Below are 22,273 nucleotides of genomic sequence, written 5' to 3'. Positions count from 1 at the left end.
CTAATAAAGGGTTAGTAGAAAATTACTTATTCTGAGTCGCCTGTAAGTAAATTTAAACCAATTATTTAAAATAAAAGAGATGATTTACACAGAGCGATTATCGACTCCTCGATGGAAAAGAATACGCTTCGCTTCCTCGCTCATAACTGGATCTGTTTTAATTTCATTTCCCTTATCATAGGCTTGCTTAACTGCTGGACGGTCTTGCATCATTAAAAACCAGCGTTTTAAGTGAGGGAAATTATTTAGATCTTGTTGCTGTTTTTCATAAGGAACTATCCAAGGATAACAAGCCATATCTGCGATGGAGTAGTCAGTGGCAATAAAATCGCGATTTGCTAATTGCTTATTAAGAACACCATATAGTCTTGATGTTTCTCGTACATATCGTTCAATAGCATAAGGGACTTTCTCAGAAGCATAATTAGTAAAATGATGATTTTGCCCGGCCATAGGGCCAAGGCCTCCTACCTGCCAAAACAACCATTGTAAACATTCAGAGCGGGATGCTATATCATGGGGCAAAAATCTTCCAGTTTTTTCAGCAAGATACATTAAAATTGCGCCTGATTCAAAGATAGCAATAGGTTTGCTGAGATTAGGATCTTGGTCAATGATTGCCGGCATTCTGTTATTAGGTGAAATTTTTAAAAATTCATCCTTAAACTGATCGCCTTTCGTAATATCAATAGGAATAATTTGATAAGGTAAGCCACATTCTTCTAAAAAGATGGTTATTTTATGCCCATTAGGTGTCGGCCAATAATAGAGATCAATCATATTTATCCTTAACTTATATGCTGTTTTATATTTTTAAAATTACAGATGATTTAAGATTTAGCATAGCATTCTTTTAAAGAAAAATTAATCAACGGGCTAGTAATGATAAGCAACAACCAATTTATCGTTCTATACTAATGAATAGCTACCCAAAATTGCTTATTTTATATGATTAAATACTTGCAGGATGCGCTAAGCAATGTTCTTTTAGGAAAAGAGGAAGTTATTAAATTGGGTATTACCTGTTTAATAGCTAATGGAAACTTGCTGCTAGAAGACAGCCCAGGCATGGGAAAAACAACGTTCAGTCATGGCCTGGCGCAATTAACCGGTATGCAATATAGAAGGATTCAATTTACCAGCGATTTATTACCCAGCGATCTTTTAGGTGTGTCGATTTTTGATCCGCAAACAAGGACATTTACTTTTCATCGAGGGCCCATTTTTGCACAATTAATTTTAGCTGATGAAATTAATCGTGCGCCTCCTAAAACACAGAGCGCTCTACTTGAGGCGATGGAAGAAAAGCAAATAACAACCGATGCTGGAACAGAATTATTACCCGAGCCTTTTTTTGTCATTGCAACGCAAAATCCTTCTTATCATATTGGCACTTATTTGTTGCCAGAGTCACAATTAGATCGTTTTTTAATGCGTTTGGCCATTGGATATCCTCCTCCAGATGCCGAGCGAGAGATTTTGAAATCCCCTGTAGATAATAGAAAATTAGTAACATTAGAGCCAGTCATTGAGCCTTCTCAATTAATTGCGCTACAGAAACAATGTGAGAAAATCGTTATTTCTGATTTAATATTAGATTATGTTCAGTCACTGCTTACAGCGAGCCGTAATCAAGACTGGTTTAATCATGGGCTTAGTCCTAGAGCTGGGAAGGGCATCATTCGTGCAGCACAAGCTTATGCATTGGTTGAAGGGCGCACTTTTATTCGCCCTGATGATATACAAGCTATTTTACCAGCCGTTGTTAATCATCGATTAGTGCTTAAGAAAGCGCCTAATAATTTATCAGCAGCAGAACTCTTAACGGATAGTGTGCAAGTTCCTGTTTAATTACCTATGAATAAGAAGCTACTTAACAAAATAGATAAATGGTTTAAAGCGCGTAACCAAAAGGGCAATCCGCAGGAGTTTGGCTCTAAAAATATCTATATTGTTCCTTCTGCCTTTGGGTGGGCTTATGCTTTTGTATTAATCACTTTATTTACCGCAGCAATTAATTATCAAATCAGTTTAATTTTTTTAATGGTATTTTTATTATCTTTAATCGGTATGGGAAGTGCTTGGGAAGCCCATGCTAACCTTAAAGGCTTAGCACTTAAATTACTAGCAATTGATGATACTGAAGAGGAAAGTTTAGCTCGCATCCATCTCTCAATCCAACCTAATAAAAAAATGCGTTATTGTCTGTCATTACAATGCCGTCAACAAGAGCCGATTGCTATAGAAGAAGCCCAATTAGATGCCTTTAAATTTATATTACCTCTAAAAACGAGACAAAGAGGCTGTTTTAAATTACCAAGCATAAAAATTACAAGTTTTTATCCATTGGGGTTGTTTAAAGTTTGGAGCTATGCTTATTTTGATGAGCAGTTCTATGTTTATCCTAAACCGGTTTTTCCAGGATTTTGGCCTACGCCGGTTAGTGTTTTAGATAAAAATCAAGTGGCATTAGCAGGGGATAATGAAGTCTATGATTTAAGACAAGTCGAAAATCCCTGGGCACAACCTAATTTAATTGCCTGGAAAATTGTTGCCAAAGAGCAAGGTTGGTATATTAAAACAATGGATAGCACTAAAGGAGATTATTGGCTTTTTCAGTTACAGGATTTACCCGCAATGGACCTAGAGGGAAAACTTCGTTACTTAAGTTATTGGCTGCAAGCTGCTGAAGCTAATAATGATTTGTATAGCCTTAAATTAGGGATGCTAACGACAAAATTTTCCCATGGCAAATTACATCTTCAACAATGCTTGCGTCAATTGGCTACGTATTCATGAAAACAATGAGCAAACATTCTCATTTATTATGGTTAACCCGTTATATATTAGTTGTCGTATTAATATGTTATTTACCTCACTTTTTTCAATCACCTTATTGGATAACACTCTTACTCCTTGGCGCTATAATTTATAAGCTTATTGCTGGTTATTTTAGTTTTTCGCCATTGCCTGGGTGGGTTAAATTAGTTTTTGTAATAAGTACTGTAATCTTATTAAAAATTCATTATGGCAATATTATAAATAGCGGATTTTTTATAGGGTTTCTAGCATCTTTTATTGGCTTAAAATGCCTTGAAATTCATAATATTCGTGATATTAAGTTTTTAATTATTTGTAATTTTTATCTTATTCTTGCTTCTTTAATAATTGATCAAAGTCTTTGGATCATTGTTTATTTGTTTGTCGCTATTTTAGCGAACGTACTGTTAATGTTAAAACTTAATTCCCAACAAGTTTCTTTAAGAAACTTAAGCTCTCGAAGTTTAAAATATTTACTCATAGCAGTTCCTTTTAGTTTGTTGCTCTTTTATGTTTTTCCGCGGATTGCCAAACCGCTTTGGCAGGTTCCTGCTCATTCTTCAAATCAAATAGGTTTTAGCGAAAAAATGAATCCTGGTTCAATTACGCAATTATTTACTGATGATCGTACCGCTTTGCGGGTCACATTTAGTGATAAACCTATTCTAAATGGCTATTGGCAGGGGCTGATACTTAATTTTTATAATGGTGTTAGCTGGAGTGCTGTAAGAATAGGGCAAAACGATTTACGACCACTTAAAGAACTAAGTGCCAATCAGAAAGTTGATTATGAAGTCATGTTAGAACCCCATCAAAAAAAGTGGTTATTTTATTTAGGATTTCCCGTAGCAGCTCGGCCTAAATTACTGTTTATAACCAATAGTGGCCTTGTCATGGCTAATCAAGATAAAATCCAGCAGCGGTTAATTTATGGCTTACAAATAGGGAAAGAACTTTATCATCCTTTAAGCGCACAAGAATTGCAGCAGAATTTACAGTTGCCGCCTAATGTTAATAATCAATTAATTGGCTGGGCGAGAGAAAACTTTATAAATCTTAAAAATAATCCAGAACAAATTATTAAGAAACTTTCTGAATATATTAGGCAGCAACCCTTTTACTATACACTAGCACCCAATCAATTGATCTCTAGAAACCAAATGGATGAGTTTTGGTTTCAATCAAGGCGGGGTTATTGTGAGCATTATGCGAGTGCTGTGGCAATTATATTACGGGCGGTCGGAATACCTACACGCGTAGTCATAGGGTATCAAGGCGGCATATGGAATAGTGTTGGGCAGTATTTAGATATTCAGCAAAATAATGCCCATGCTTGGATTGAATACTGGCAAGAAAACCTAGGCTGGCAACTGGTCGATCCAACAAGCTTTATAGCCCCAGAGCGAATTGATAAGGCTATTCGTGATTTCCAATTATCTCATTTATCACAACAAAATAGTAACTATTCTGCTGGTTTGACTTGGTTACAACGCTCACAGTTTTTTATGGAGACACTTCGATTTTTTGCTGAGCGTTGGTTGCTCTTTTATAATCAAGATACACAAAAAGACTTACTAAAAAAATTAGGTCTAGAGCAATGGGGCACAACAGATTTATTAAGAGTTGCTATTGCCGCTTTTTTAATCTTCATGGTATTAACTGGATTGATTTATGTTAGGAGTCAGTATAAGCGAGTTGACCCCGTAACAAAAGCTTATCAAAAGTTACAGAAAGAATTTAAGCGATTTAATATTCCACTTAGCCCCGCAATGACTCTTAGCAAACAATGTAGAATGTTGGTAAATAAATTACCTCATCTTGCAGAGGAGATTTCCTCTTTCTTGTTAAGCTATGAGCAGATAAGGCTCCAGCAGACTGAGAGTTATAGTAAAAATAACCAGAAACAAATAGTATTACTATTTAAACAGTTAAGAAAAACCTTAACCAAAAGCATTGAGTAGCTATTGGCTGTAATTATTATTTAATTTTCACATGAAGTTTGCCATCTAAGCCAATCCAAGCTCGTTTCATGATTTCAGTGTTAAATGACATACCAATATCACCTCGATGATTTACCGAGATAACGCCAATTTCACCTCGATTTTTATTACGCTCATAAAGCACCTGCTCACATATTTCTTGAAGAGAGAAATTTAATTCTGTCAGCATGGAAATGGTGTGAGCAATAACACCTGTTATTAGATATTCTCCTTCGCCAGTTCCAGAGACTGCGCAGGTTTTATTATTTGCATAGCAGCCGGCGCCAATTACGCAGCTATCACCGATGCGTCCTGGTAAACTATTGCTGGTGCCGCCTGTTGATGTGCCAGCCGCAAGATTACCATAGGAGTCTAAAGCAACTGCACCAACCGTACCTGTTTCTTTTTTATTTAATAATTCTTTATAGGTTTCTTCAGCATTTAGGCGTTCATATTCTTCATATTGATGTGTGGTAATAAAATAAGATTGAGGTTTTAAGGGTACATTTTCTTTTTTTGCAAATTCCAATGCGCCATAACCTGATAAAAAAACATGTTTTGTTTTATTCATAATTAAACGGGCAAGTGAAATAGGATTTTTAACATCGCGAACCATGGAAACCGCGCCTGCTTTTACTTCTTTACCATCCATAATAGAAGCGTCCATTTCAACTTCGCCGCAGCAATTTAAAGCAGAACCTCGACCTGCATTAAAATAAGGACTATCTTCAAGTATTTTAACAGCCTCTTCAACTGCATCAAGCGCGCTTCCACCTTCTTTTAAAATTTTATATCCTTTTTGGCAAGCCTTCGCTAAATCCTCTTTGATTGACTCTCTATTTTTTTTAAGAAAAGAAGAACTTTCACCTGCACCGCCATGCACTGCAATTGCTATTTTCATAGTCTATCCATATATTATTAATCGAAATTTGTTGAAGTTGCGGGGTTTGCTAATCGACGCTTTGTTAGAGAGAAATGACATCCCTTTACTAAAAGGTGAACTTTTAAATTTTCTACATAAACAGCTTGTCCTTCCTTAACTTTAGTAATGTTAGTTTGATTAATATTTCGACCATCAATAATAACAACCATGCCTGAGCCACGGCATTCAGCATCCGTACCATTTTTAATAATTAAAGCAGTATCTTCACCTAGGCCGATGCCTAATTGTTCTGGATTCATGATAATGGCATGCGCAAGGCGGCCAAAGCGACCTCGCTTAATAAAGTGAGTATCAATAATACAAGTCGGTAAAAACCCTAGGCCAGAGGAAGTAGCCAAATTTCTATACAAAAGAGCCTCGGTTAAGCCGCCAGAGGTTATCATCACCGAAGACATTACCATAGCACCAGCACTGGTTCCTGCGACAATAAAGTCATCATCCTCTAAGTAGCGTTGTTTAATAATTTCAACGATAGGTGTACCACCTAAAATGGTAGAAATTCGAAATTGATCGCCACCAGTAAAGAAAATTGCGCGGGCTTTAAGTACACGATCTAAATATTCTTTTTTTCGAGCCTCGTGTCGTTCTGTTATCTGGAGAAAACCAACTTTATTGTATCCCATTTCCTGAAAAACACGCTTATAAGATCGTTTTACTTCTTCTTGAACTTCAGAACCCGTAGTCACCACCTCAACTTGTTTGGTTCTACAGTCAGATAGAAGTTCACTTAAGATTTCATAGCGAGACATTTCTTCCCGATGTTCGTAAATATCAGGTGGCTCATCTGCCTTATCTTCAGCTCCGCCAATAATCAGTAGTTTGCCTTTGGGTTTCATCATAGAAAAATGTTCTCATTAAGTTGCATCGCTGGCTGAACATGCTCTTGACCAAGCATAAATTCAACCGAATCAAAAACATCATCTACTGAACAGTAAATTAAACTATCTTTCTCAGCATGGCTCATCGCATAGTTTAAGGCTTCAAATTCTTCTGAAATTACTTGTATTTTTGTTGCTGGATTAACTGATTTAATTCCTTTAATGATTAAATTAGTTAATTGTTCATTTGTTTTTCCGCGTCCATTTTTATTGTGTCGGATGATAATTTCATCAAACATTTGAGCAGCATAATAGCCTAGTCTTTGAATGTCTTCTTCGCGGCGATCCCCGCTTGCAGCAATAATACCTACTTTTTTAGTATAGTCTTTATTGTCAAGGAATTTCTTAAGTTGAATATAGGCATCTTCATTGTGAGCATAATCAATCATGACTTGACAATGGTCAAGATTAAATAAATTCATGCGACCAGGTGTGTTTTCAACCGTAGGTTGAAAGCTATACAAACTTTGCGCCATCATCTTAATAGAAAAGCCACGAATAATACCCACTAGTACAGCGGGTAAAATATTACAAGCCATGAAGGCCGCTGTACCATTAAAAGTTAGTGGAATATCTTTTATTTTAGCGATTGCAAGTTTTTCCCTTCCTCTTTGTACGATGATCATGTCATCTTCTGTAAAAGCTGCTAAGCCGCCAGCTTGACAATGCTGTTTAATTCGTTCGTTTTCAGCAAAAGCAAATAAAGCAATATTACAATCTAATGCATTTTTTAAATCATAGACCAAATCATTTTCAGCATTTAATAAAGCGTAGCCATTTTTATGGGTGCTACGAGCGACTACTGATTTAACGTCAACAAGTTTTTCTATGGTGTCAATACCGTCAATACCTAAATGATCGGCTGTAATATTGGTAATAATGCTAATATCGCATTGATCAAAACCTAAGCCTGAGCGGATAATGCCTCCGCGTGCGCATTCTAACACAGCGAAATCTACCAAAGGTTCCAAAAGAATTGTCCGCGCACTTAAAGGACCACTGCAGTCACCTCGATAAACTAATTTATTATTTAAATAAATTCCCTCTGTAGTTGTATAGCCTACGCAATGATTTGCTTGCTTCGCAAAAAGGGCAATTAAGCGAACAACTGTTGTTTTGCCATTGGTGCCCGTTACAGCAACAATGGGTATGCGGGAGGGTTTTCCCGTTGGAAATAACATATCAATAAATGGCGCGCCAACATTAATAGGATCACCTTCATTAGGCGCAACATGCATGCGAAAACCAGGGCTGGCGTTTACTTCAATGACAGCGCCTCGTTGTTTATTAATAGGAACTCGAACATTTTTGCAAACGATATCAATACCACATACATCTAGCTGTATTAAACGCGCTACTCGTTCAGCGAGCGCAATATTATCAGGATGTACTTGATGGGTAACATTAGAAGCTGTGCCGCCTGAGCTTAAATTAGCTGTACATTTTAAGTATAAAATTTCACCAGGTTTTAAAATGCTATGAAGGGTAAGATTACTCTCTGCTAAAATTGAATGTGTTTCTTCATCAATTTTAATCGCTGTTAAGCAATTCTCATGCGCTAACCCGCGTTTAGGATCTTCATTAACTTCATCAATCAGTTGTTGAATAGTTTTTATACCATCACCAATAACTTTTGCAGGTGTTCTTTTAGCTACAGCAACCAGTTTATAATTAATAACTAAAAAGCGAAAATCATGGCCTTCAATAAATTGCTCAACAATAATTTCTTTAGAAACTTTCTGGGCTAAATTAAAAGCTAGAATTGCCTTTTCTTTCGTTTGAATGTTAGTAATAACGCCGCGCCCGTGATTGCCATTTAACGGTTTAATAACAACAGGAAATTCGAGGTAATCAATAGCATCATCTAACTCATCTAATGAATGGATAGTTAGCCCTTCTGGGACAGGAATAGAGCTTGCTAATAATAGCTGTTTAGTCATGTCTTTATGGGTAGCAATATCAACTGCAATAGAGCTTGTTTGCGAAGAAATAGTAGCCCAAACCCGTTTTTGATACTTTCCATAGCCTAAAGTAATTAATGATGTATCTTTAAATCGCGTAATAGGAATATTTTTTTTTCTAGCTTCTAAAAGGATTGCTTCAGTACTAGGGCCTATTTTTTCATGCATTGCTATCTTTCTTAAATGAGCAATGTCTTGTTGTAAATTTAAATAATCTTCGCCCTTGGCAAGACAATCAATAATCTTAAAAGCAGCTGTAGCCGCATATAACCCTGCTTCTTCGGCTTCATAGGTAAATATAACATCGTAAACGCCCTCAGTCTCTGTTCCATAGGTTCGACCAAAGCCACAGTCCATACCAGCAAGATTTTGTAATTCCAAAGCAATATGTTCCATAATATGACCAAGCCAAGTGCCGTCATCAAGTCTGATAAAAAAGCCACCTGCGATACCGGGGGAACAATAATGATTATATAAGGTTGGTATTAATTTTTTTAATCGTTCATTAAAACCTTCTAGAGTGTTGCTTGGAGAATACTCATAACTTTCTAGGTCAAGTCGTACTTCTATTAATTTTTGTCTATAATTTGACCAGTAATTGGGCCCGCTTAATACTCGAGTTGATATAATTTTCATTAACTCATTCCCTTGCTTTGATGAAAATATAAATAACCACTTACAGCATTATTTTTTCTTTAATAATAGTAATAAATATGAATTTTTTCATAGCTTTAAATAATTTTTTTTTACAAAAATAAAATTTTTAGGTTTGATCTGCAACAGAAAGTTATTATTTAGCTTTGAATTCAATATTTAAAATTCTCACATATGTTTATTTACTAAGATATTTGGCCAATATCTATTCTTATATAGAAATCTAATAAAATTCAAAATTTAATAAAAAATTGTTGCAATTCGATAATTTATTTTTATAATGCAGTAAATTAATAAATTAGGAGCTTTAATGAACAAAATACAATTAGCTAGCCGTATGCTTTCTTTCTTTTTTAAATTTCTGTGTTGGTTTATACCATTAATTACTATCTATTTGATTCTATTTAATTTACCAAAATCATTAAATGTGAGTACATTTATGCTAATGATGCCTACTGTGTCTATTCACGACTCAGTCCATTTTTCATTGCTCCATCGTTTCGTTATTTTAACTATCCAGTCATTACCCTTATCGATAAAAGTCATGATTTGCTACAAATTAGCTAAGCTTTTTCAGCTTTATGCAGAGGGAATATTATTTGAGCAGATAAATATAAGATTAATCAAAAGGATTAGTATGTATATGATAGTAGGACAGGCCGTACAATTAATTTATCAACCCCTCATAACCGCTGCCCTTACTTTTGCAAATCCTCCAGGGCAGCGCATAGCAAGTGTTACTTTAGGTTCGGCTAATTTATCAACACTAATTACAGCCATGATCATCTTAGTTGCTTCTTGGATTATTAAGGAAGCAAATCAACTGAAGTTAGATATGCAATTAACAATTTAGAGAGTATATATGACAATTATTATTAATTTGGATGTCATGATGGCAAAACGGAAATGCCGCTTAAAAGAATTAGCTGAAGCAATAGGTATTACTGAAGCTAATTTATCCATACTAAAAAATGGAAAAGCTAAAGCGATTCGTTTATCGACTCTTAATGCTATTTGTTCCTACTTGAATTGCCAGCCGGGCGATATTATTGAGTATCAAGTTGATATGGAAAATAATTAATTCCGAAGACGGAGCTTATATAACGTTATTATTTAACAATTGTAAGATAAAAATTTAGTATCAGTAAATTGAGTCTATTCGACTCAATTTACTGATAGCGTTTAATAACCTAGCTTTTAAAGATTATTAGCAAGAAATGCTCTAGTTTCTTCATTAGGAGTAGAAGGTGTTAATCGGTAACCTCCCCACCACATTTGATCAAGCCAAACCCATAATGCTACACCAATATAATTTGGATCAGCTTTGACATTAAGTTGTTTAAAGACATCATAAGACGCTTTAATATAGTCTAGCTGAGCATAGCCTGTAGAGCGTCCATCTTTAGTCTCAAATTCGTGTGCAGACGCTGCAGCAGGAATAGCGAATTGAAATTTAACATTATATTGTTTAGCTTTGGCAAGCATATTACGAATTTCAGTAGTAATATATTGACGATATTCTGCTGGTGAATTAACACTACCGCCAGGCTTAGAACCAAGATCATAGAGCGAATCAATAACATAGCCATTATTATACTTATTTAAAATCTGAGCAAGGGTGCTATTCACGCGACCGGAGAAAGTAAAAACTGAAAATGTCCTTCCTTTTGGATGGTTACTATCAATACACATAGGACTTGCAAAATCTTTTGCTATTTGTTGATAAAAATAAGCTTGTCCTGGTTTACTGATATCAAAGGGCTCAATATCAAATTGTACACCTGAAACATTTGGATCACTACAAAGGGTGCGAGCTACTTTATCAGCGAAGAGTGCGGCGGTTGGTTGATCTAAATTATTAAGCGCGCTTAAATAATCATCTTCACCTGTTTGATCAAGCCTACCATCGACCACAGGGATAATTGATACAGGTCTGCATCCATTACCTAAAACATTATAGTAGGCATCAGTAGAGAGCTTTCCAGTATCATAATAAACAAACATGTTACTAGTGGTGCATGGTGTACTTGTTGATGTGCCACCGGATCCTCGGCAATATAATTCAAGGCTACCACCATAACTATATAACTTAGTGATATTATGATCAGCTGTTGCTGATAGATTATAGTTATTAATTTCATTAGCAAAAAGGCCAGGCGAGTGGCCAATTCTTTTTCCCTCATTATTATAGAGCGTGTCATAAACCCAAGTACCATTACCTTCTGTGACAGAAGCAAATAAGTTTGCCGATGACAGGCTTAAGAGCATTAATGGAACTAATTTATTTTTATTAATTGTTCGTGCTATCTTATTTAACATCATTGTTAATCTTCTCCTAATTTATAAAAGATTACCTCACTTTTTAAGCCTCTATTCTATTAATTGTTAAGAGAATAAATGCAATTCATTAAGATGAATTAAATAAGGATTGCCGTCAATGCCTGTTATTAAACTTTACTGAAATAGCAGAGCATAATGAGGTCAATTAATCCGAAATTTATACTTTTAAAAAGTAACTAGGCACTTAATTTTATTAACAGTAGATGAAGTAAACATATATAAAATTTGTAATAAATTGATAAAATATGACTTTTATGTTTAATTTAATAAAAACTTAAACTTTTAATATTTGCATATAACTATGGTTATTAACAGGCTATTTATAGCTTCTCATTTAAACTAATATATTATCATTTTTCATCTTAATCCCTTAAATAATTAAAACCTCATCTATTGAACAAAGTACCATTTTTCATGATAATGACTTGTCTATTAAATGATTAATTTATTGTTTAACAGATTGTTTTTAACTTTGTTAAATTGTTTTAAGGAAAAAATAAGAATGAAAAGAGTAAAATTAGTCGGTTTAATTGCGGCCTTTCTGCCTTTTATAGCTTCTGCGCATCCTTGTGATGGATATGAAGTAAAATTAAGAAATAATTTAATAGATGATTTATTAATAACCACTATTAAACTAGAAGGTGGCAAGTTAAATCCAGGTGGTATGCAAAAGTTAGCTAGCCACACTGAGCAAGTGCTAACTGTTAATAAAAGTTCTATAGCAGGTACAATGAAGGGAGAAATTGTATTTCATACTATTAGCTTACCTTCAAGAACCGTTACAATTAAATTTAATTTAGTTAACGATCAACAAGCTTGTAAACACACAGATACCTCACCTGCGAGTGATTATATTATTACGCGAACCAGCCAATCAGATAAAGTTAATTATTCTATTAATTATAAATAAATTAATGCTTAGTTGTGGAATAATGAGCCAGGGATGGCAATTAAAATTTTCTTAAAAAGTAAGCTTACTCTTCAGCTAGTTATTTACCTAATTGCTAGCTTTATTTTAACTCTTAATTATAGCTTTTAGCTTTTACTGTAATTTAACTAGCTTTAATAGATTTGTTGCTTAAAGTAATAAGGAAAAATATGTCAAACGTTCCAAAAATTCCAAGGCGAGTTGTTACAGGTTATCGTAATGGGATTGCCACTATTATAGAAGATAAGCAGGTAGAGCATGTTATAAGCCATGAAGCAGGGTTTATTATTTCAGATCCATGGGCAACTGATACAATGCCTGTCGAGTCAACACAAAGCGCACAGATATTTGATGAACTTTTACCAAAATTAAATAAAAATGGCACTTTATTTCGTTATGTCTATATCCCACCTGATTCCGTTACCAGGAAACATTTTCCAGATGTACCGGGTTTGCCACATCCATTAATGCATCAAACACCAACACTCGATTATATTGTTATATTAACTGGGCAGATTTATCTTATTATGGAAGATACAGAAACATTATTAAAGCCTGGCAATATTGTTATTCAGTGTGGAACTAATCATGCTTGGAGTAACCGAACTGAGCAGCCTTGTGTTCAATTGGCTGTTGTACTTGATGCAAAGCCTGGATATGAACTTGAATCTGAAAATTAACTTGTTAATTTCGCAGGCAAAAGTTTTTCTTTATTTAGATTAAGCCTTTAGCTATTAAGATTTTTTTATTGTTATTGAGTTATAAATATCTAAATTCTGACTTTGACAGGTCATCTAGAGATGTTTTTCCAGGATGGTAAGGGGACGAACTGAGTATTTCGTTAATAGCTTCTTCTTGAGCATTTGTATAAAATCCTGAGGCAAGTTTATCCTGATTTACTAACCTATTTATATATTGTCGTATAGCAATAAAGTTATTAGAAAAATTTTTAGATGCTGTGTCAAAAAGCCCTGGTTTATAATTTTTGTTTAATAAATTCAATTTTTGGCATAAATAATAGATATTGATTAAGTCATCCAGTGATTGATGGGATTCTTGGATGTGCTGGGATAATTGCTTAGATAAATTTTTTAATATAGTCTCACGATAATCCTTAAATCGTGGTTCATTTAATAGTTTAATGGCTTGATCATCTAATTTAGTATCGCTTTCTTGCAAGTTATCGCGTGAGCTTAATAAGAAGTTTAACAATTGCGCGCAGATATTTTTGCAGGTTAAAGGTGCTTTATGTTGGATACTAGAATAAGTGGCATCAAGTAATTCCTTAAGTTTGTAAAATCTACTGGTTTCAGTTTGGAGATCACTTTCACTAAAACCAGACATAAAGGTTAAGCTACTTCCTTTGTTTTTTGCTTGAGCTGATGATTTAATTTGATCTGAGATAAGTTTAGGTCTTAAGTCATCAATTAAATACTTAACCAAATGACTCCTTATGGATTTTTTCGCATCATTCATATCTAATTGATAACGTGTAGCTAAAGATAAGAGATTTTCTGAACTTAAATTGTCAAATATCTCCTCATTAGTAATTTGGGTAATTAATTTTTCAATCAGATTTAAAGATAAATTCTTTACAGCTGCTTTATTTAATTCACTGGAAGGGTCAGCCATGAGCATAAGAAATTCTAAAGTGATGGCTTGATTTGCATAGATTGCTAGATAGCCTGCCTCTTGAGGCTGTAAGTTTAATAAATTAAACAGAAGGGTTTTATTGGTAGGACTTAAAGGAACAAAAGGCGAGGCGCCTCTTAAGATTAAGAGTGGAATTACTTCAGGAATATCAAGTACGATAGCAGCTTTTAAAAAATATTGCATATTAGCCCTATCAAAGGGTATTTCTGATTGTAAAATAGTGAACAAAAATGAGGTTGTGGCTTTTCGCATTTCGTGAAAAACTTCCTCGCCATAAAGAGTAACAAGGTCAGGATATTTAATTAAAAGTTCTTTTGTTTTAACAAATCCATTTATTATTTGCTCACTATATTGCACAACAATATTAGGATATTGTTTAACGAAACTTTGCATTGCTACAAATTTTGATTTTATATTCTCTATCACGTTATTGGATAAAGATTGGTAATGATCCGGTATAGGATAGTCAGCGCAATCTTCTTCTAGATAGATTATGATATGACCTTGGGTAGTAAAAATTTCTTCTAAAGGTTGTTTGGCAGTAGCTTCAGTGTCTAAAGAATCTTTAACAATAGATAACTCCTCTAAAGAGTCTTGTATAATCGGTGTATCCTTTAATTGTTTTTGATAGATGTTTTGAAAAAAATCTATACTATATTCCTCTTTTAATGAATAGTTTTGTGCGCCTTTTTTCGTAAAAGACTGAATTTTTATCTCTTTATTTTCTCTTTGGTCGACAATAATAAAGGGAATGCCTCCGTTAATAGTTGATAGATCAGTTAATGTTATTCTAACAGGCTCTGTTAAATTGTTAGCAGATATAAAGGCAATGCCATATCGTGGGGAGCCCTTATAAATTAATGAAAAGGAGAGCATTATTTCAGCAAATATTTTTTCAATGGCCTGAACAGGGACGTTAATATGTTTTGATTTGTTAATAGACGTTATATTAATCTTATTCTCGTCATCGCGTTTTGCTACGGAATTTTCTAAATATTCAGGTAGTAGCTTACTGCCTATAAAGGGAAGAGGGCTTACATATCTAAGAAATGCCATTTGTGTTTGAGCTTCTTTGGCATTTTCCTCAGCTAGTTTTTGATAGCTAATCATAAAGTTAACTAACTCTGTACTGTCTTTAGGCATCTTCGCTAACAAATTTACAGATTCCATGCCGTCATTAAAGCCATGACCCACGGGATAATGTGGTGTAAAATAAGCATCACCTAACAAACAAAAGTAATGACCTCCTTGATTTTCAAAAGCTCTTGTCGCTTGCAGGCTTTGTCCCTGAAAAAATAACAGTTTCACTCTTTCCTTTGAGCCTTTGTATTTCTGGCTTTGGGTAATTTCTATATCTAATTCATGTGCTGATAATTTTAGGCGCTGGGCTATCGCTATTTTTGCATATGCTATTGCTTTTGTTCTACGCTCAGTTTCGTTTGGTTCGTTATAAATAAGGCTAGGAATTTGCCCAACAAAGCCTAGTTTAACTGAGGTTTTATTGTTTATTAGATGACTTTTATGATAAAGGCGTATCAAACATAACTTACCATCTAAAAAAATGGTTAAATGATCTCTTTCCGGAAGGGCAAAAGGATGTTTACTTTTAATAGTTAAATAAGCCCCAAAATGATACTGAGATGCTACGTATTGCTTATTACTTGGTGTTTTTCGTTCTATTTTCACATTAGAATTCTTACGTACTAGCTCTAACGTAGGCGCTGAGGCGCCATCGGCAGCAATAAGATGTTTAAAATGAAAAAATTGAGGTTCTTCTTCTTTCAGAGAACTTTGGGCAATATCGGCTTCATTATCTCGGGTTGCCAAAATTTGTAAGTTTTTTACTTCATCTTCTTGATCTATAATAATTTGATGAGTATCGATTTCAGCGTCATAAGTTGTAGAAGGGCGCGATGTCTCTACATTATCTTCCTGAGCAACGATACTGTGAGGAATAGAGACTTCATCATCAAGGACTGTAAGAATTTGTGAGTACTCGACTGTAGCATTTTGCATGGTAATTTGATGGGAGGTACTTGCATTACTCTTCTTTTTATAAGTAGCTGTACCAATCTCTAAATTAACATGCTCAAGTTCAGTACTAAAATATAAAATTATTCGAGGTAAATCATCTTTATTTTGGTAGCTATTTAATGACTCAATTCGGCGTAAAATAAATTTTTGTATACTAGATATTTTAACTTCTGATGAAACTAAAAGATTATCTATAAATTTAAGATCTTTATCATTTAACTGTTCATCATCTCTTATCATTTCTAGGAGCTGCCTTTTTACTGAGGGCGTAATAAGTAAGGGCTGTGGCCTGACAGCGACGTCTTCTTCTGAGCGCTTATCAATTATTCGGACAGTATGATTTTTTCTTGCCAGCTCATAAGCTGCAGCAAGACCCAGTGGTCCCATACCAACAATGAGATAATCACAGGAACTCTCCTGCTTAGATTTAGTCATATATTTAAACCACAAATATTTAAATAATATAAGTATAGTTGAGAAAATTTGCTCAACCTGGTTAATTATTTTTTACCTATAAATATGATTCATATATACTGGTTAGGCCTATATAACTTTCTCTTTACTATATTAAAATTCAGATTAATAAAATTAAGTGCTAGCTTCTTGAATTTATTCCTTTCTTCATAGTTATATCTACAATAAATGCCAATATTTACATGCCAATACAGGATGATTTCAATTCTGCTTTTTGTACTCAAGGTTAACTATAAATATATACATTATGATAGGAATTCTTTTTCTACCAAGTTATGATGCGTGTTTTTAATTAGAGGGGAAAAGAATGGCTCTGTTATCTGAAGTCATTAAGGAATTTCAAAATAATTTTCGATATCTTAATAGCAACCAACAAAGGCAATCACGCTGGTACGAATTTTGGTTTTTAAACCAATGTAAAAAACGATTAACGAATACTGCTTTAACCTATAAATTAGAAGAAGCAGCAAGAAATTGCCTAAAGTCTTTAAATCAATTAGCTAGTGAAGGCGGCCATGCTCCATTTGCAGACTATCAAGATCAATTTTTTTTAATCATTTCCCAAACTTTTCATTCAGTGCAGGTACAACGCTTTACACATGGCACTGTTCAAACTTCTCATTATAATACTGATCATCAATTTATTTTAGAACGTTCAATTGTTGCTAAAGATCCAGGATTTTTCGAAAATGAGATTGTAAATGCACTGCAGGCTATCTCAAGTACCTATCCAGAGCATCAGCATTCCCTTAATGAATTGATTAATAAAATAAAAGCAAGCACATTACGTCCCTACGTATTTTTTCAAGAAAGTGCTAAAGTTGATTTGAATGGCAAATTTTACTATTCAGAGAAGCGAGGCAACCAACTTAAAAATAACCTATATAATCTTAAGGAACGTGAAGAATTTGCTGAGGCGTATATTAATACCTTAGTTAATAATTAAATAAAAGGTTTTATTATAGGGGTTGATAAAAAGGAATTTGGCTAATTACCATTTATTTCTTTATGATTGGCTCCTAAATCTTTTCAAAAAGAGAAAACGTAGCTGAAGTGTTCTAATTAAATAGAATCTTTTATTACTAGGGCATAAGTGGATTATAGATTTTCTTTCTAAGAGCAACTGCTACAATCATTTAAAACGAAGCTTGATTTTATCAGATTAAATAAATCTTATCCGTATTTTGATTAATGAGGAACTTGGGCGTTTTCATTATTATAAAATCCCTCATTGCTTGTAAGATAGGAGAGCGCCATTCTGATATTTTACCGTAGGTTCTTGCTTTTCTAACAAGGTACTCCGCTCTTTTATACCGAATTAGATGATAATTTTTTAATGCTTGAGAATTTAATCCAAATTTCTTTAAAGAAAATGCCAAAGCCATTGCATCTTCAATTGCTTGAGCTGCTCCTTGGCCAAGATGAGGTGTAGTGGCATGTGCTGCATCACCAAGTAAACATACTCGGTTATTACTCCAGGCTTTAAGTGGTAGCAAATCAGAGATATCGGTTTGAATTACCTTATTTGGCGAAGTTTCCTCAATTAATTCAAGATGATTAACAAAATATTTAGATGCGATTGCCAATGCAGCTGAGTGCACCTCATTTTTTTGAAAATAACTTTCAGGCTTAGATTTAAAACTGATATACCAGTATTTTTCATTGTTGCTAATAAAGGAATAGCCAAGTTTACATCCAGGCGCCCAAATTTCATAACTGGTGTGATCAATAGGGTTTGGGTCAGTTGATAAGTTAATAATACCTCGAAAGCTACTGGAGCCAGAATACCTAATTACATCTTTTTTAAAAAACAAATCGCGGACTTGGGAACGCAACCCATCTGCTCCCACTAGAATTTTGCTATAAAAACTCTTGCCTGTATTAAGCTGAACGCTTACACCGATTTCATTTTGCTCGATGCTATTAATATGACTTCCAAAATAGACGCCCTCAGGTAAGATTTGCTCGGTTAAATATTTTTGCAGTCTAGCTCGATGAATAGCTAAAATATTAAACCTATATCTATCAAAAGTTAAGGTTTGTAGTTTTCCTGAAGAGATGGAATCTAACCTAATTTGTTTAATTTCAAATCCTAAGTCAAAGAGATTATTTACTATCTTAAGCTCACGAAATACTTCCAATGCATTAGGAGCAAGCCAAATACCTGCTCCAATTTCTGAAGATTGCGGCTCTTTTTCTAAAATTAGAGTTGAAAAGCCAGCTTGATTACAAGCAATCGCAGTAGTTAGCCCGCCAATCCCTGCTCCAACAATTAAAATATCGACATGTTTAGTCATAGTCATTTCCAGAAAGAAAATATTCTACCCTTAATTGGTATAAATAATGGGTGGAAGAAGACATTATAAGTTTAAATGTAATTAAGCTGCTATTAGCGCAAGTTTTATCTTGGCCGGATCAATCTATAATTATTTAATTTACGAATTGCTATAGTTACTGGAAGATGAAAAACTCTCATTTTCTATTAAATTAGAATTATTAGTCTCACCTTCTCTAGGAAAGAAACCATAATCTTTAGACTTAGAATCGTTTGATTTTTGATAATGAGTGTTAAATAGGCTCACGATCTCATCATGTCCCATAATAGTAGCAATTTGATAGGGGGTTAGCTTAACGCTCTCCTCGCCAGGATCTAACTGACTTAAAATAGTTAACACACGTGTCCTAACCTCTGTTTGTTGGCTCCCAGCAAACCTCTCTAATTCTGTTTTAGAAAAGATAGCAGCCTTTTTATCATCAGCCCCTCTATTAAGTAATTCTTGTACCACTTTCTTATGGCCTTGTTGAGCGGCAATAAAGATTGGCGATATATCATTTCGACTAGTTTGATTCAATTCAACGCCTAATTGAGCTAATTTTGCAATTGCTAGCTCCTGTCCATTAAGGGCAGCTATATATGCGGGTGTAAAGCCATTTTCTGAAATCTGACTTAAATCAACGCCTAAGTTTTTCAATTCCGTAAGTACGTCCAGATGGCCTTTTGCTGCAGCTATAAAGGCTGGAGTCATTCCATCGTGGGCTTTATTTAAATTTGCACCTAATAAACCGAGTTTTTTAATAACAGCAGAATGTCCTCTAATAGCAGCAATGATAGCAGGCGTTATTCCCTGTTTTGTAGCAAAATCTAAGTCTACTCCCCATTTTTTTAAAACTTCAAGTAAATGATCATGCCCATTTTCTGCAGCGATATAGGCTAAGCTTTCATCATGGGTATTAACTTGTTTCAAATCGACTTCCAGTCTTTGTAATTCTTCAATTACCCCCTTATGACCTTGCTGGGCAGCAAAGCAAGCAGGAGTATAGCCTTGCTCATTGGTTTCATTAACTTTGACACCAAGGTCACCTAATAGTTTAATTACGGCAACATGCCCGTTAAAAGCAGCAATATGAGCGGGTGAATTACTTCCTATTATAGGCTGTGATATATCTGCCTTATGCTTATGTAAAGCTTTCAGGGCGACCGTATTTCCCTTCTCTGCTGCAAGATAGGCTGGCGTTACGTACGTTTCTCCTGCTTGCAGATTCAAATTACATCCACACTCGCCCAACTTTTCAATAACGGTACCGTGCCCATTTTGTGCTGCAATATGTGCTAAATTAACGGTTTCTGTTTTACGTTGAGCTATTTTTTCATTGATAAGATGGAAGCGTGACTGTTTCTTAAATGAGCTCAAATTTGTTTCTAGAAAGTCACAACGTTTATCATTACTGGTTAGAATAGCTTGAATATTAAAAGCAATATAAGGGCTATTATTGCTAAATCCGTGTGCAATGGCAGCAGCAGTATTCTGGCTATCTAACTTATCAATTTGTAGTTTTTGATTGACGTCTCGATAAATAAATCCTACTGTAGGTTTATAAATCAAGGCCACAGTATGATTTTCATTTTTCAACAAAAATCCAATAGGTTCTGTAATCCTACCACTTGATTGATCAAGTAATCGGCTTAGAGTTGTTAAATAGGCTTCTAACTCATTTTTAGTAAAAATGAAAGGAGAAGAATAGAGTTGAGTTAAGCCGCCGAGGTCTTCAATAGCTTTTGAAGAAGCAAACTCTGATAGACGTTCAAGTTGTTGTTGGCCAATATAGTTTTGTTCAGCTAAATGTGCATAAAGATGCGGCAACTGAAAAATTTCTAGTGAATCATAAAAAGCTAGAATATCAAGAAGCTTCCGGTCTTCTTCTGTCAGGTTTTCACCATTTTTGCCTTGTGCTTGTCTAATACTTTTTACTAATTGATCGGCGGGAGTTTGGCTAATAAGATTCATACGTTCATCAAAGCGCTGCATCTCTTCTTCACCTAAGAGCGCTGCTTCTAACCATCGTACTGAATAACCATTACACACTCCATCTGAATCAGTTCGATACTCTAATGCTTTATGTAAGGTTAATAATGATTGATGAACGTTAGGCATTATAAAATTAACAAAGTGACTTTGTATAAATATAGACCATGTGTTAATACATTAAAAACAACTCATCAGATATTTTTAGTGCATTATTCTGGTCTTACTAATTCGTCTATTAAATTTCTTGAATTTTTAAAAGATGGAATAATTTAATTTTTAATAAGTTAGATTGCGAACTTAATCTATCTATACAAATTCTCAATTCATGATGATGATTATGCAACAACGCTGTGTTAATGTTGAATCTAAAAGAATAGCCAAAGTTAAAGGAGTATTGAGCAAATGCTTCAACTGTTTTATTGTAAGAAATTGTTTTAGATGGCATACAGGTAATCGACCTAAATCAACATAATAAATACCTGACTTAACATTGCTAATGGAAAAATAGCGCGATGAGTGAGTTCAACAAATCGCTAATAACAAGGAAAAACAATGCTTATAAGTAAAAACGATAAGGTGCTTTTAAGGTTTTTTAATAGCGATATTAAGCCAAACGGCTCTTTTGATATTCCAGAGACTATTGATACAATTGGTGACGGCATGTATATCGGATGTACTCGCTTACAAACCCTTGTCCTTCCTAATAGTGTTACCAAGATTGGTCTTTGGGCCTTTAGCGGTTGCCGCAACTTACGAGCTCTTACTTTACCAACTAGTGTTACCAGGATCAGTGATAATGCCTTTATTAATTGTCCAAGCTTAGAGGTTATCATCATTGACAGCAGGGAGCAGAACGAAATAGCACGGGTTATCACTTTATTACCCAAATATTTACAAAAGAAAGCCCTCGGCATCGAGTTAGCCCAAGAGGTTTTTCTCCTTCGTAAGGCGCATCTGAATGAGATTATTAAGATCCCATCAAGAAACCCAATCTTCCGTTTTTTTAACCATAATTTGAGCCATATTGCTAAGGTTAATGTAGAAAATGATGCAAACCCAAGTTTAGAAAAAGGCTGTCCTAAACGGCAGAATAAGGTCTTTAAGCACTTGAACCGCTTTTTACTTAATAAAAATCGCTCTTATCAAAAAGCAAAAGACACAATCCGCCACGAACCGTTACCCCATAATAAAAACGAACTAGCAACATACAAGATAAACTTAAAAAGATAGTTGCTAATTGTAGAACCAAAGCTCAATAATGCGCGAGACTTATCTATCGCATGCCTTGAAAAAGAGGATAGT

Annotated in this window: 17 protein-coding genes; 9 read left to right on the top strand and 8 right to left on the bottom strand. The window is 34.5% G+C overall.

Features of this window, described 5'->3' with window-relative positions; translation table 11 throughout:
* Positions 1 to 84: 84 nt before the first annotated feature.
* Positions 85 to 780, bottom strand: a complete 696-nt coding sequence (locus tag ACQUW5_RS01480; RefSeq protein ID WP_444989317.1) for a glutathione S-transferase N-terminal domain-containing protein — start codon at positions 778 to 780, stop codon at positions 85 to 87.
* A gap of 168 nt (positions 781 to 948) precedes the next feature.
* On the opposite strand from ACQUW5_RS01480, the gene ACQUW5_RS01475 reads away from it, so the two are divergent.
* Genes ACQUW5_RS01475 through ACQUW5_RS01465 form a run of 3 tightly spaced genes read left to right on the top strand, consistent with a single transcriptional unit; the run spans position 949 to position 4,781 of the window.
* The gene (locus ACQUW5_RS01475; RefSeq protein WP_444989316.1) at positions 949 to 1,851 is read left to right on the top strand and encodes an AAA family ATPase; all 903 of its coding nucleotides are present in this window, start codon (positions 949 to 951) and stop codon (positions 1,849 to 1,851) included.
* A gap of 6 nt (positions 1,852 to 1,857) precedes the next feature.
* Positions 1,858 to 2,799 (top strand): hypothetical protein, encoded by a 942-nt coding sequence (locus tag ACQUW5_RS01470; protein ID WP_444989314.1) that lies wholly within the window; start codon positions 1,858 to 1,860, stop codon positions 2,797 to 2,799.
* Entirely contained in the window at positions 2,796 to 4,781 is a 1,986-nt protein-coding gene (locus ACQUW5_RS01465) for a transglutaminase TgpA family protein (protein ID WP_444989312.1), read from the top strand. The genes ACQUW5_RS01470 and ACQUW5_RS01465 overlap by 4 nt, the downstream gene beginning before the upstream one ends.
* 16 nt (positions 4,782 to 4,797) lie before the next feature.
* Here ACQUW5_RS01465 and ACQUW5_RS01460 read toward each other — a convergent pair whose 3' ends face one another.
* The 3 genes from ACQUW5_RS01460 to cphA are packed head-to-tail and all read right to left on the bottom strand — an operon-like array spanning position 4,798 to position 9,217.
* A complete protein-coding gene (locus tag ACQUW5_RS01460; RefSeq protein ID WP_444989309.1) occupies positions 4,798 to 5,700 on the bottom strand; it encodes an isoaspartyl peptidase/L-asparaginase family protein in 903 nt (300 codons plus the stop codon).
* A gap of 17 nt (positions 5,701 to 5,717) precedes the next feature.
* Positions 5,718 to 6,581 (bottom strand): cyanophycinase, encoded by an 864-nt coding sequence (locus ACQUW5_RS01455; RefSeq protein WP_444989307.1) that lies wholly within the window; start codon positions 6,579 to 6,581, stop codon positions 5,718 to 5,720.
* Positions 6,578 to 9,217 carry a cyanophycin synthetase gene (cphA, locus tag ACQUW5_RS01450; protein ID WP_444989306.1) on the bottom strand — a complete coding sequence of 880 codons (2,640 nt, stop codon included), beginning with the start codon at positions 9,215 to 9,217 and terminating at the stop codon, positions 6,578 to 6,580. Before cphA ends, ACQUW5_RS01455 begins: the two co-directional genes overlap by 4 nt.
* Before the next feature lie 328 nt (positions 9,218 to 9,545).
* Here cphA and ACQUW5_RS01445 point away from each other — a divergent pair, with 328 nt between their 5' ends.
* Together ACQUW5_RS01445 and ACQUW5_RS01440 are read left to right on the top strand one after the other, a co-directional pair.
* Positions 9,546 to 10,088, top strand: coding sequence for a DUF2975 domain-containing protein (locus tag ACQUW5_RS01445; protein ID WP_444989304.1), 543 nt, complete (start codon positions 9,546 to 9,548; stop codon positions 10,086 to 10,088).
* Between the two features lie 9 nt (positions 10,089 to 10,097).
* Entirely contained in the window at positions 10,098 to 10,316 is a 219-nt protein-coding gene (locus ACQUW5_RS01440) for a helix-turn-helix domain-containing protein (protein WP_444989302.1), read from the top strand.
* 116 nt (positions 10,317 to 10,432) lie between these two features.
* On the opposite strand, the gene ACQUW5_RS01435 is transcribed toward ACQUW5_RS01440, so the two are convergent.
* Positions 10,433 to 11,557, bottom strand: a complete 1,125-nt coding sequence (locus ACQUW5_RS01435; protein ID WP_444989300.1) for a hypothetical protein — start codon at positions 11,555 to 11,557, stop codon at positions 10,433 to 10,435.
* 520 nt (positions 11,558 to 12,077) lie between these two features.
* Between ACQUW5_RS01435 and ACQUW5_RS01430 the strand changes: the two genes are divergently transcribed.
* Together ACQUW5_RS01430 and ACQUW5_RS01425 are read left to right on the top strand one after the other, a co-directional pair.
* Positions 12,078 to 12,485, top strand: coding sequence for a hypothetical protein (locus tag ACQUW5_RS01430; protein WP_444989298.1), 408 nt, complete (start codon positions 12,078 to 12,080; stop codon positions 12,483 to 12,485).
* Between the two features lie 188 nt (positions 12,486 to 12,673).
* Positions 12,674 to 13,183, top strand: coding sequence for a cupin domain-containing protein (locus tag ACQUW5_RS01425; RefSeq protein ID WP_444989296.1), 510 nt, complete (start codon positions 12,674 to 12,676; stop codon positions 13,181 to 13,183).
* A 79-nt stretch (positions 13,184 to 13,262) separates the two neighbouring features.
* Here ACQUW5_RS01425 and ACQUW5_RS01420 read toward each other — a convergent pair whose 3' ends face one another.
* Positions 13,263 to 16,625 carry an NAD(P)-binding protein gene (locus tag ACQUW5_RS01420; RefSeq protein ID WP_444989294.1) on the bottom strand — a complete coding sequence of 1,121 codons (3,363 nt, stop codon included), beginning with the start codon at positions 16,623 to 16,625 and terminating at the stop codon, positions 13,263 to 13,265.
* A gap of 346 nt (positions 16,626 to 16,971) precedes the next feature.
* On the opposite strand from ACQUW5_RS01420, the gene ACQUW5_RS01415 reads away from it, so the two are divergent.
* Entirely contained in the window at positions 16,972 to 17,610 is a 639-nt protein-coding gene (locus ACQUW5_RS01415; protein WP_444989292.1) for a hypothetical protein, read from the top strand.
* 211 nt (positions 17,611 to 17,821) lie between these two features.
* Here ACQUW5_RS01415 and ACQUW5_RS01410 read toward each other — a convergent pair whose 3' ends face one another.
* Positions 17,822 to 18,961 carry an FAD-dependent monooxygenase gene (locus ACQUW5_RS01410; RefSeq protein WP_444989290.1) on the bottom strand — a complete coding sequence of 380 codons (1,140 nt, stop codon included), beginning with the start codon at positions 18,959 to 18,961 and terminating at the stop codon, positions 17,822 to 17,824.
* Between the two features lie 138 nt (positions 18,962 to 19,099).
* Positions 19,100 to 21,097 carry an ankyrin repeat domain-containing protein gene (locus tag ACQUW5_RS01405; RefSeq protein ID WP_444989288.1) on the bottom strand — a complete coding sequence of 666 codons (1,998 nt, stop codon included), beginning with the start codon at positions 21,095 to 21,097 and terminating at the stop codon, positions 19,100 to 19,102.
* A gap of 426 nt (positions 21,098 to 21,523) precedes the next feature.
* Here ACQUW5_RS01405 and ACQUW5_RS01400 point away from each other — a divergent pair, with 426 nt between their 5' ends.
* Positions 21,524 to 22,201 carry a leucine-rich repeat domain-containing protein gene (locus ACQUW5_RS01400; RefSeq protein WP_444989286.1) on the top strand — a complete coding sequence of 226 codons (678 nt, stop codon included), beginning with the start codon at positions 21,524 to 21,526 and terminating at the stop codon, positions 22,199 to 22,201.
* Positions 22,202 to 22,273 lie beyond the last annotated feature (72 nt).

The organism is Legionella pelazae (assembly GCF_052527395.1).
The sequence above is the reverse complement of the archived record's forward strand: the minus strand, read 5'-3'. Positions and strand labels throughout refer to the sequence as shown.

What these genes read in the sequence shown, in the direction of transcription:
- ACQUW5_RS01420 (WP_444989294.1), bottom strand. Translation starts at nt 16,625, where the DNA reads ATGACTAAATCTAAGCAGGAGAGTTCCTGTGATTATCTCATTGTTGGT.
- cphA (WP_444989306.1), bottom strand. Translation starts at nt 9,217, where the DNA reads ATGAAAATTATATCAACTCGAGTATTAAGCGGGCCCAATTACTGGTCA.
- ACQUW5_RS01405 (WP_444989288.1), bottom strand. Translation starts at nt 21,097, where the DNA reads ATGCCTAACGTTCATCAATCATTATTAACCTTACATAAAGCATTAGAG.
- ACQUW5_RS01465 (WP_444989312.1), top strand. Translation starts at nt 2,796, where the DNA reads ATGAAAACAATGAGCAAACATTCTCATTTATTATGGTTAACCCGTTAT.
- ACQUW5_RS01440 (WP_444989302.1), top strand. Translation starts at nt 10,098, where the DNA reads ATGACAATTATTATTAATTTGGATGTCATGATGGCAAAACGGAAATGC.
- ACQUW5_RS01470 (WP_444989314.1), top strand. Translation starts at nt 1,858, where the DNA reads ATGAATAAGAAGCTACTTAACAAAATAGATAAATGGTTTAAAGCGCGT.
- ACQUW5_RS01430 (WP_444989298.1), top strand. Translation starts at nt 12,078, where the DNA reads ATGAAAAGAGTAAAATTAGTCGGTTTAATTGCGGCCTTTCTGCCTTTT.
- ACQUW5_RS01400 (WP_444989286.1), top strand. Translation starts at nt 21,524, where the DNA reads ATGCTTATAAGTAAAAACGATAAGGTGCTTTTAAGGTTTTTTAATAGC.
- ACQUW5_RS01475 (WP_444989316.1), top strand. Translation starts at nt 949, where the DNA reads ATGATTAAATACTTGCAGGATGCGCTAAGCAATGTTCTTTTAGGAAAA.
- ACQUW5_RS01435 (WP_444989300.1), bottom strand. Translation starts at nt 11,557, where the DNA reads ATGATGTTAAATAAGATAGCACGAACAATTAATAAAAATAAATTAGTT.
- ACQUW5_RS01460 (WP_444989309.1), bottom strand. Translation starts at nt 5,700, where the DNA reads ATGAAAATAGCAATTGCAGTGCATGGCGGTGCAGGTGAAAGTTCTTCT.
- ACQUW5_RS01445 (WP_444989304.1), top strand. Translation starts at nt 9,546, where the DNA reads ATGAACAAAATACAATTAGCTAGCCGTATGCTTTCTTTCTTTTTTAAA.
- ACQUW5_RS01410 (WP_444989290.1), bottom strand. Translation starts at nt 18,961, where the DNA reads ATGACTAAACATGTCGATATTTTAATTGTTGGAGCAGGGATTGGCGGG.
- ACQUW5_RS01415 (WP_444989292.1), top strand. Translation starts at nt 16,972, where the DNA reads ATGGCTCTGTTATCTGAAGTCATTAAGGAATTTCAAAATAATTTTCGA.
- ACQUW5_RS01480 (WP_444989317.1), bottom strand. Translation starts at nt 780, where the DNA reads ATGATTGATCTCTATTATTGGCCGACACCTAATGGGCATAAAATAACC.
- ACQUW5_RS01455 (WP_444989307.1), bottom strand. Translation starts at nt 6,581, where the DNA reads ATGATGAAACCCAAAGGCAAACTACTGATTATTGGCGGAGCTGAAGAT.
- ACQUW5_RS01425 (WP_444989296.1), top strand. Translation starts at nt 12,674, where the DNA reads ATGTCAAACGTTCCAAAAATTCCAAGGCGAGTTGTTACAGGTTATCGT.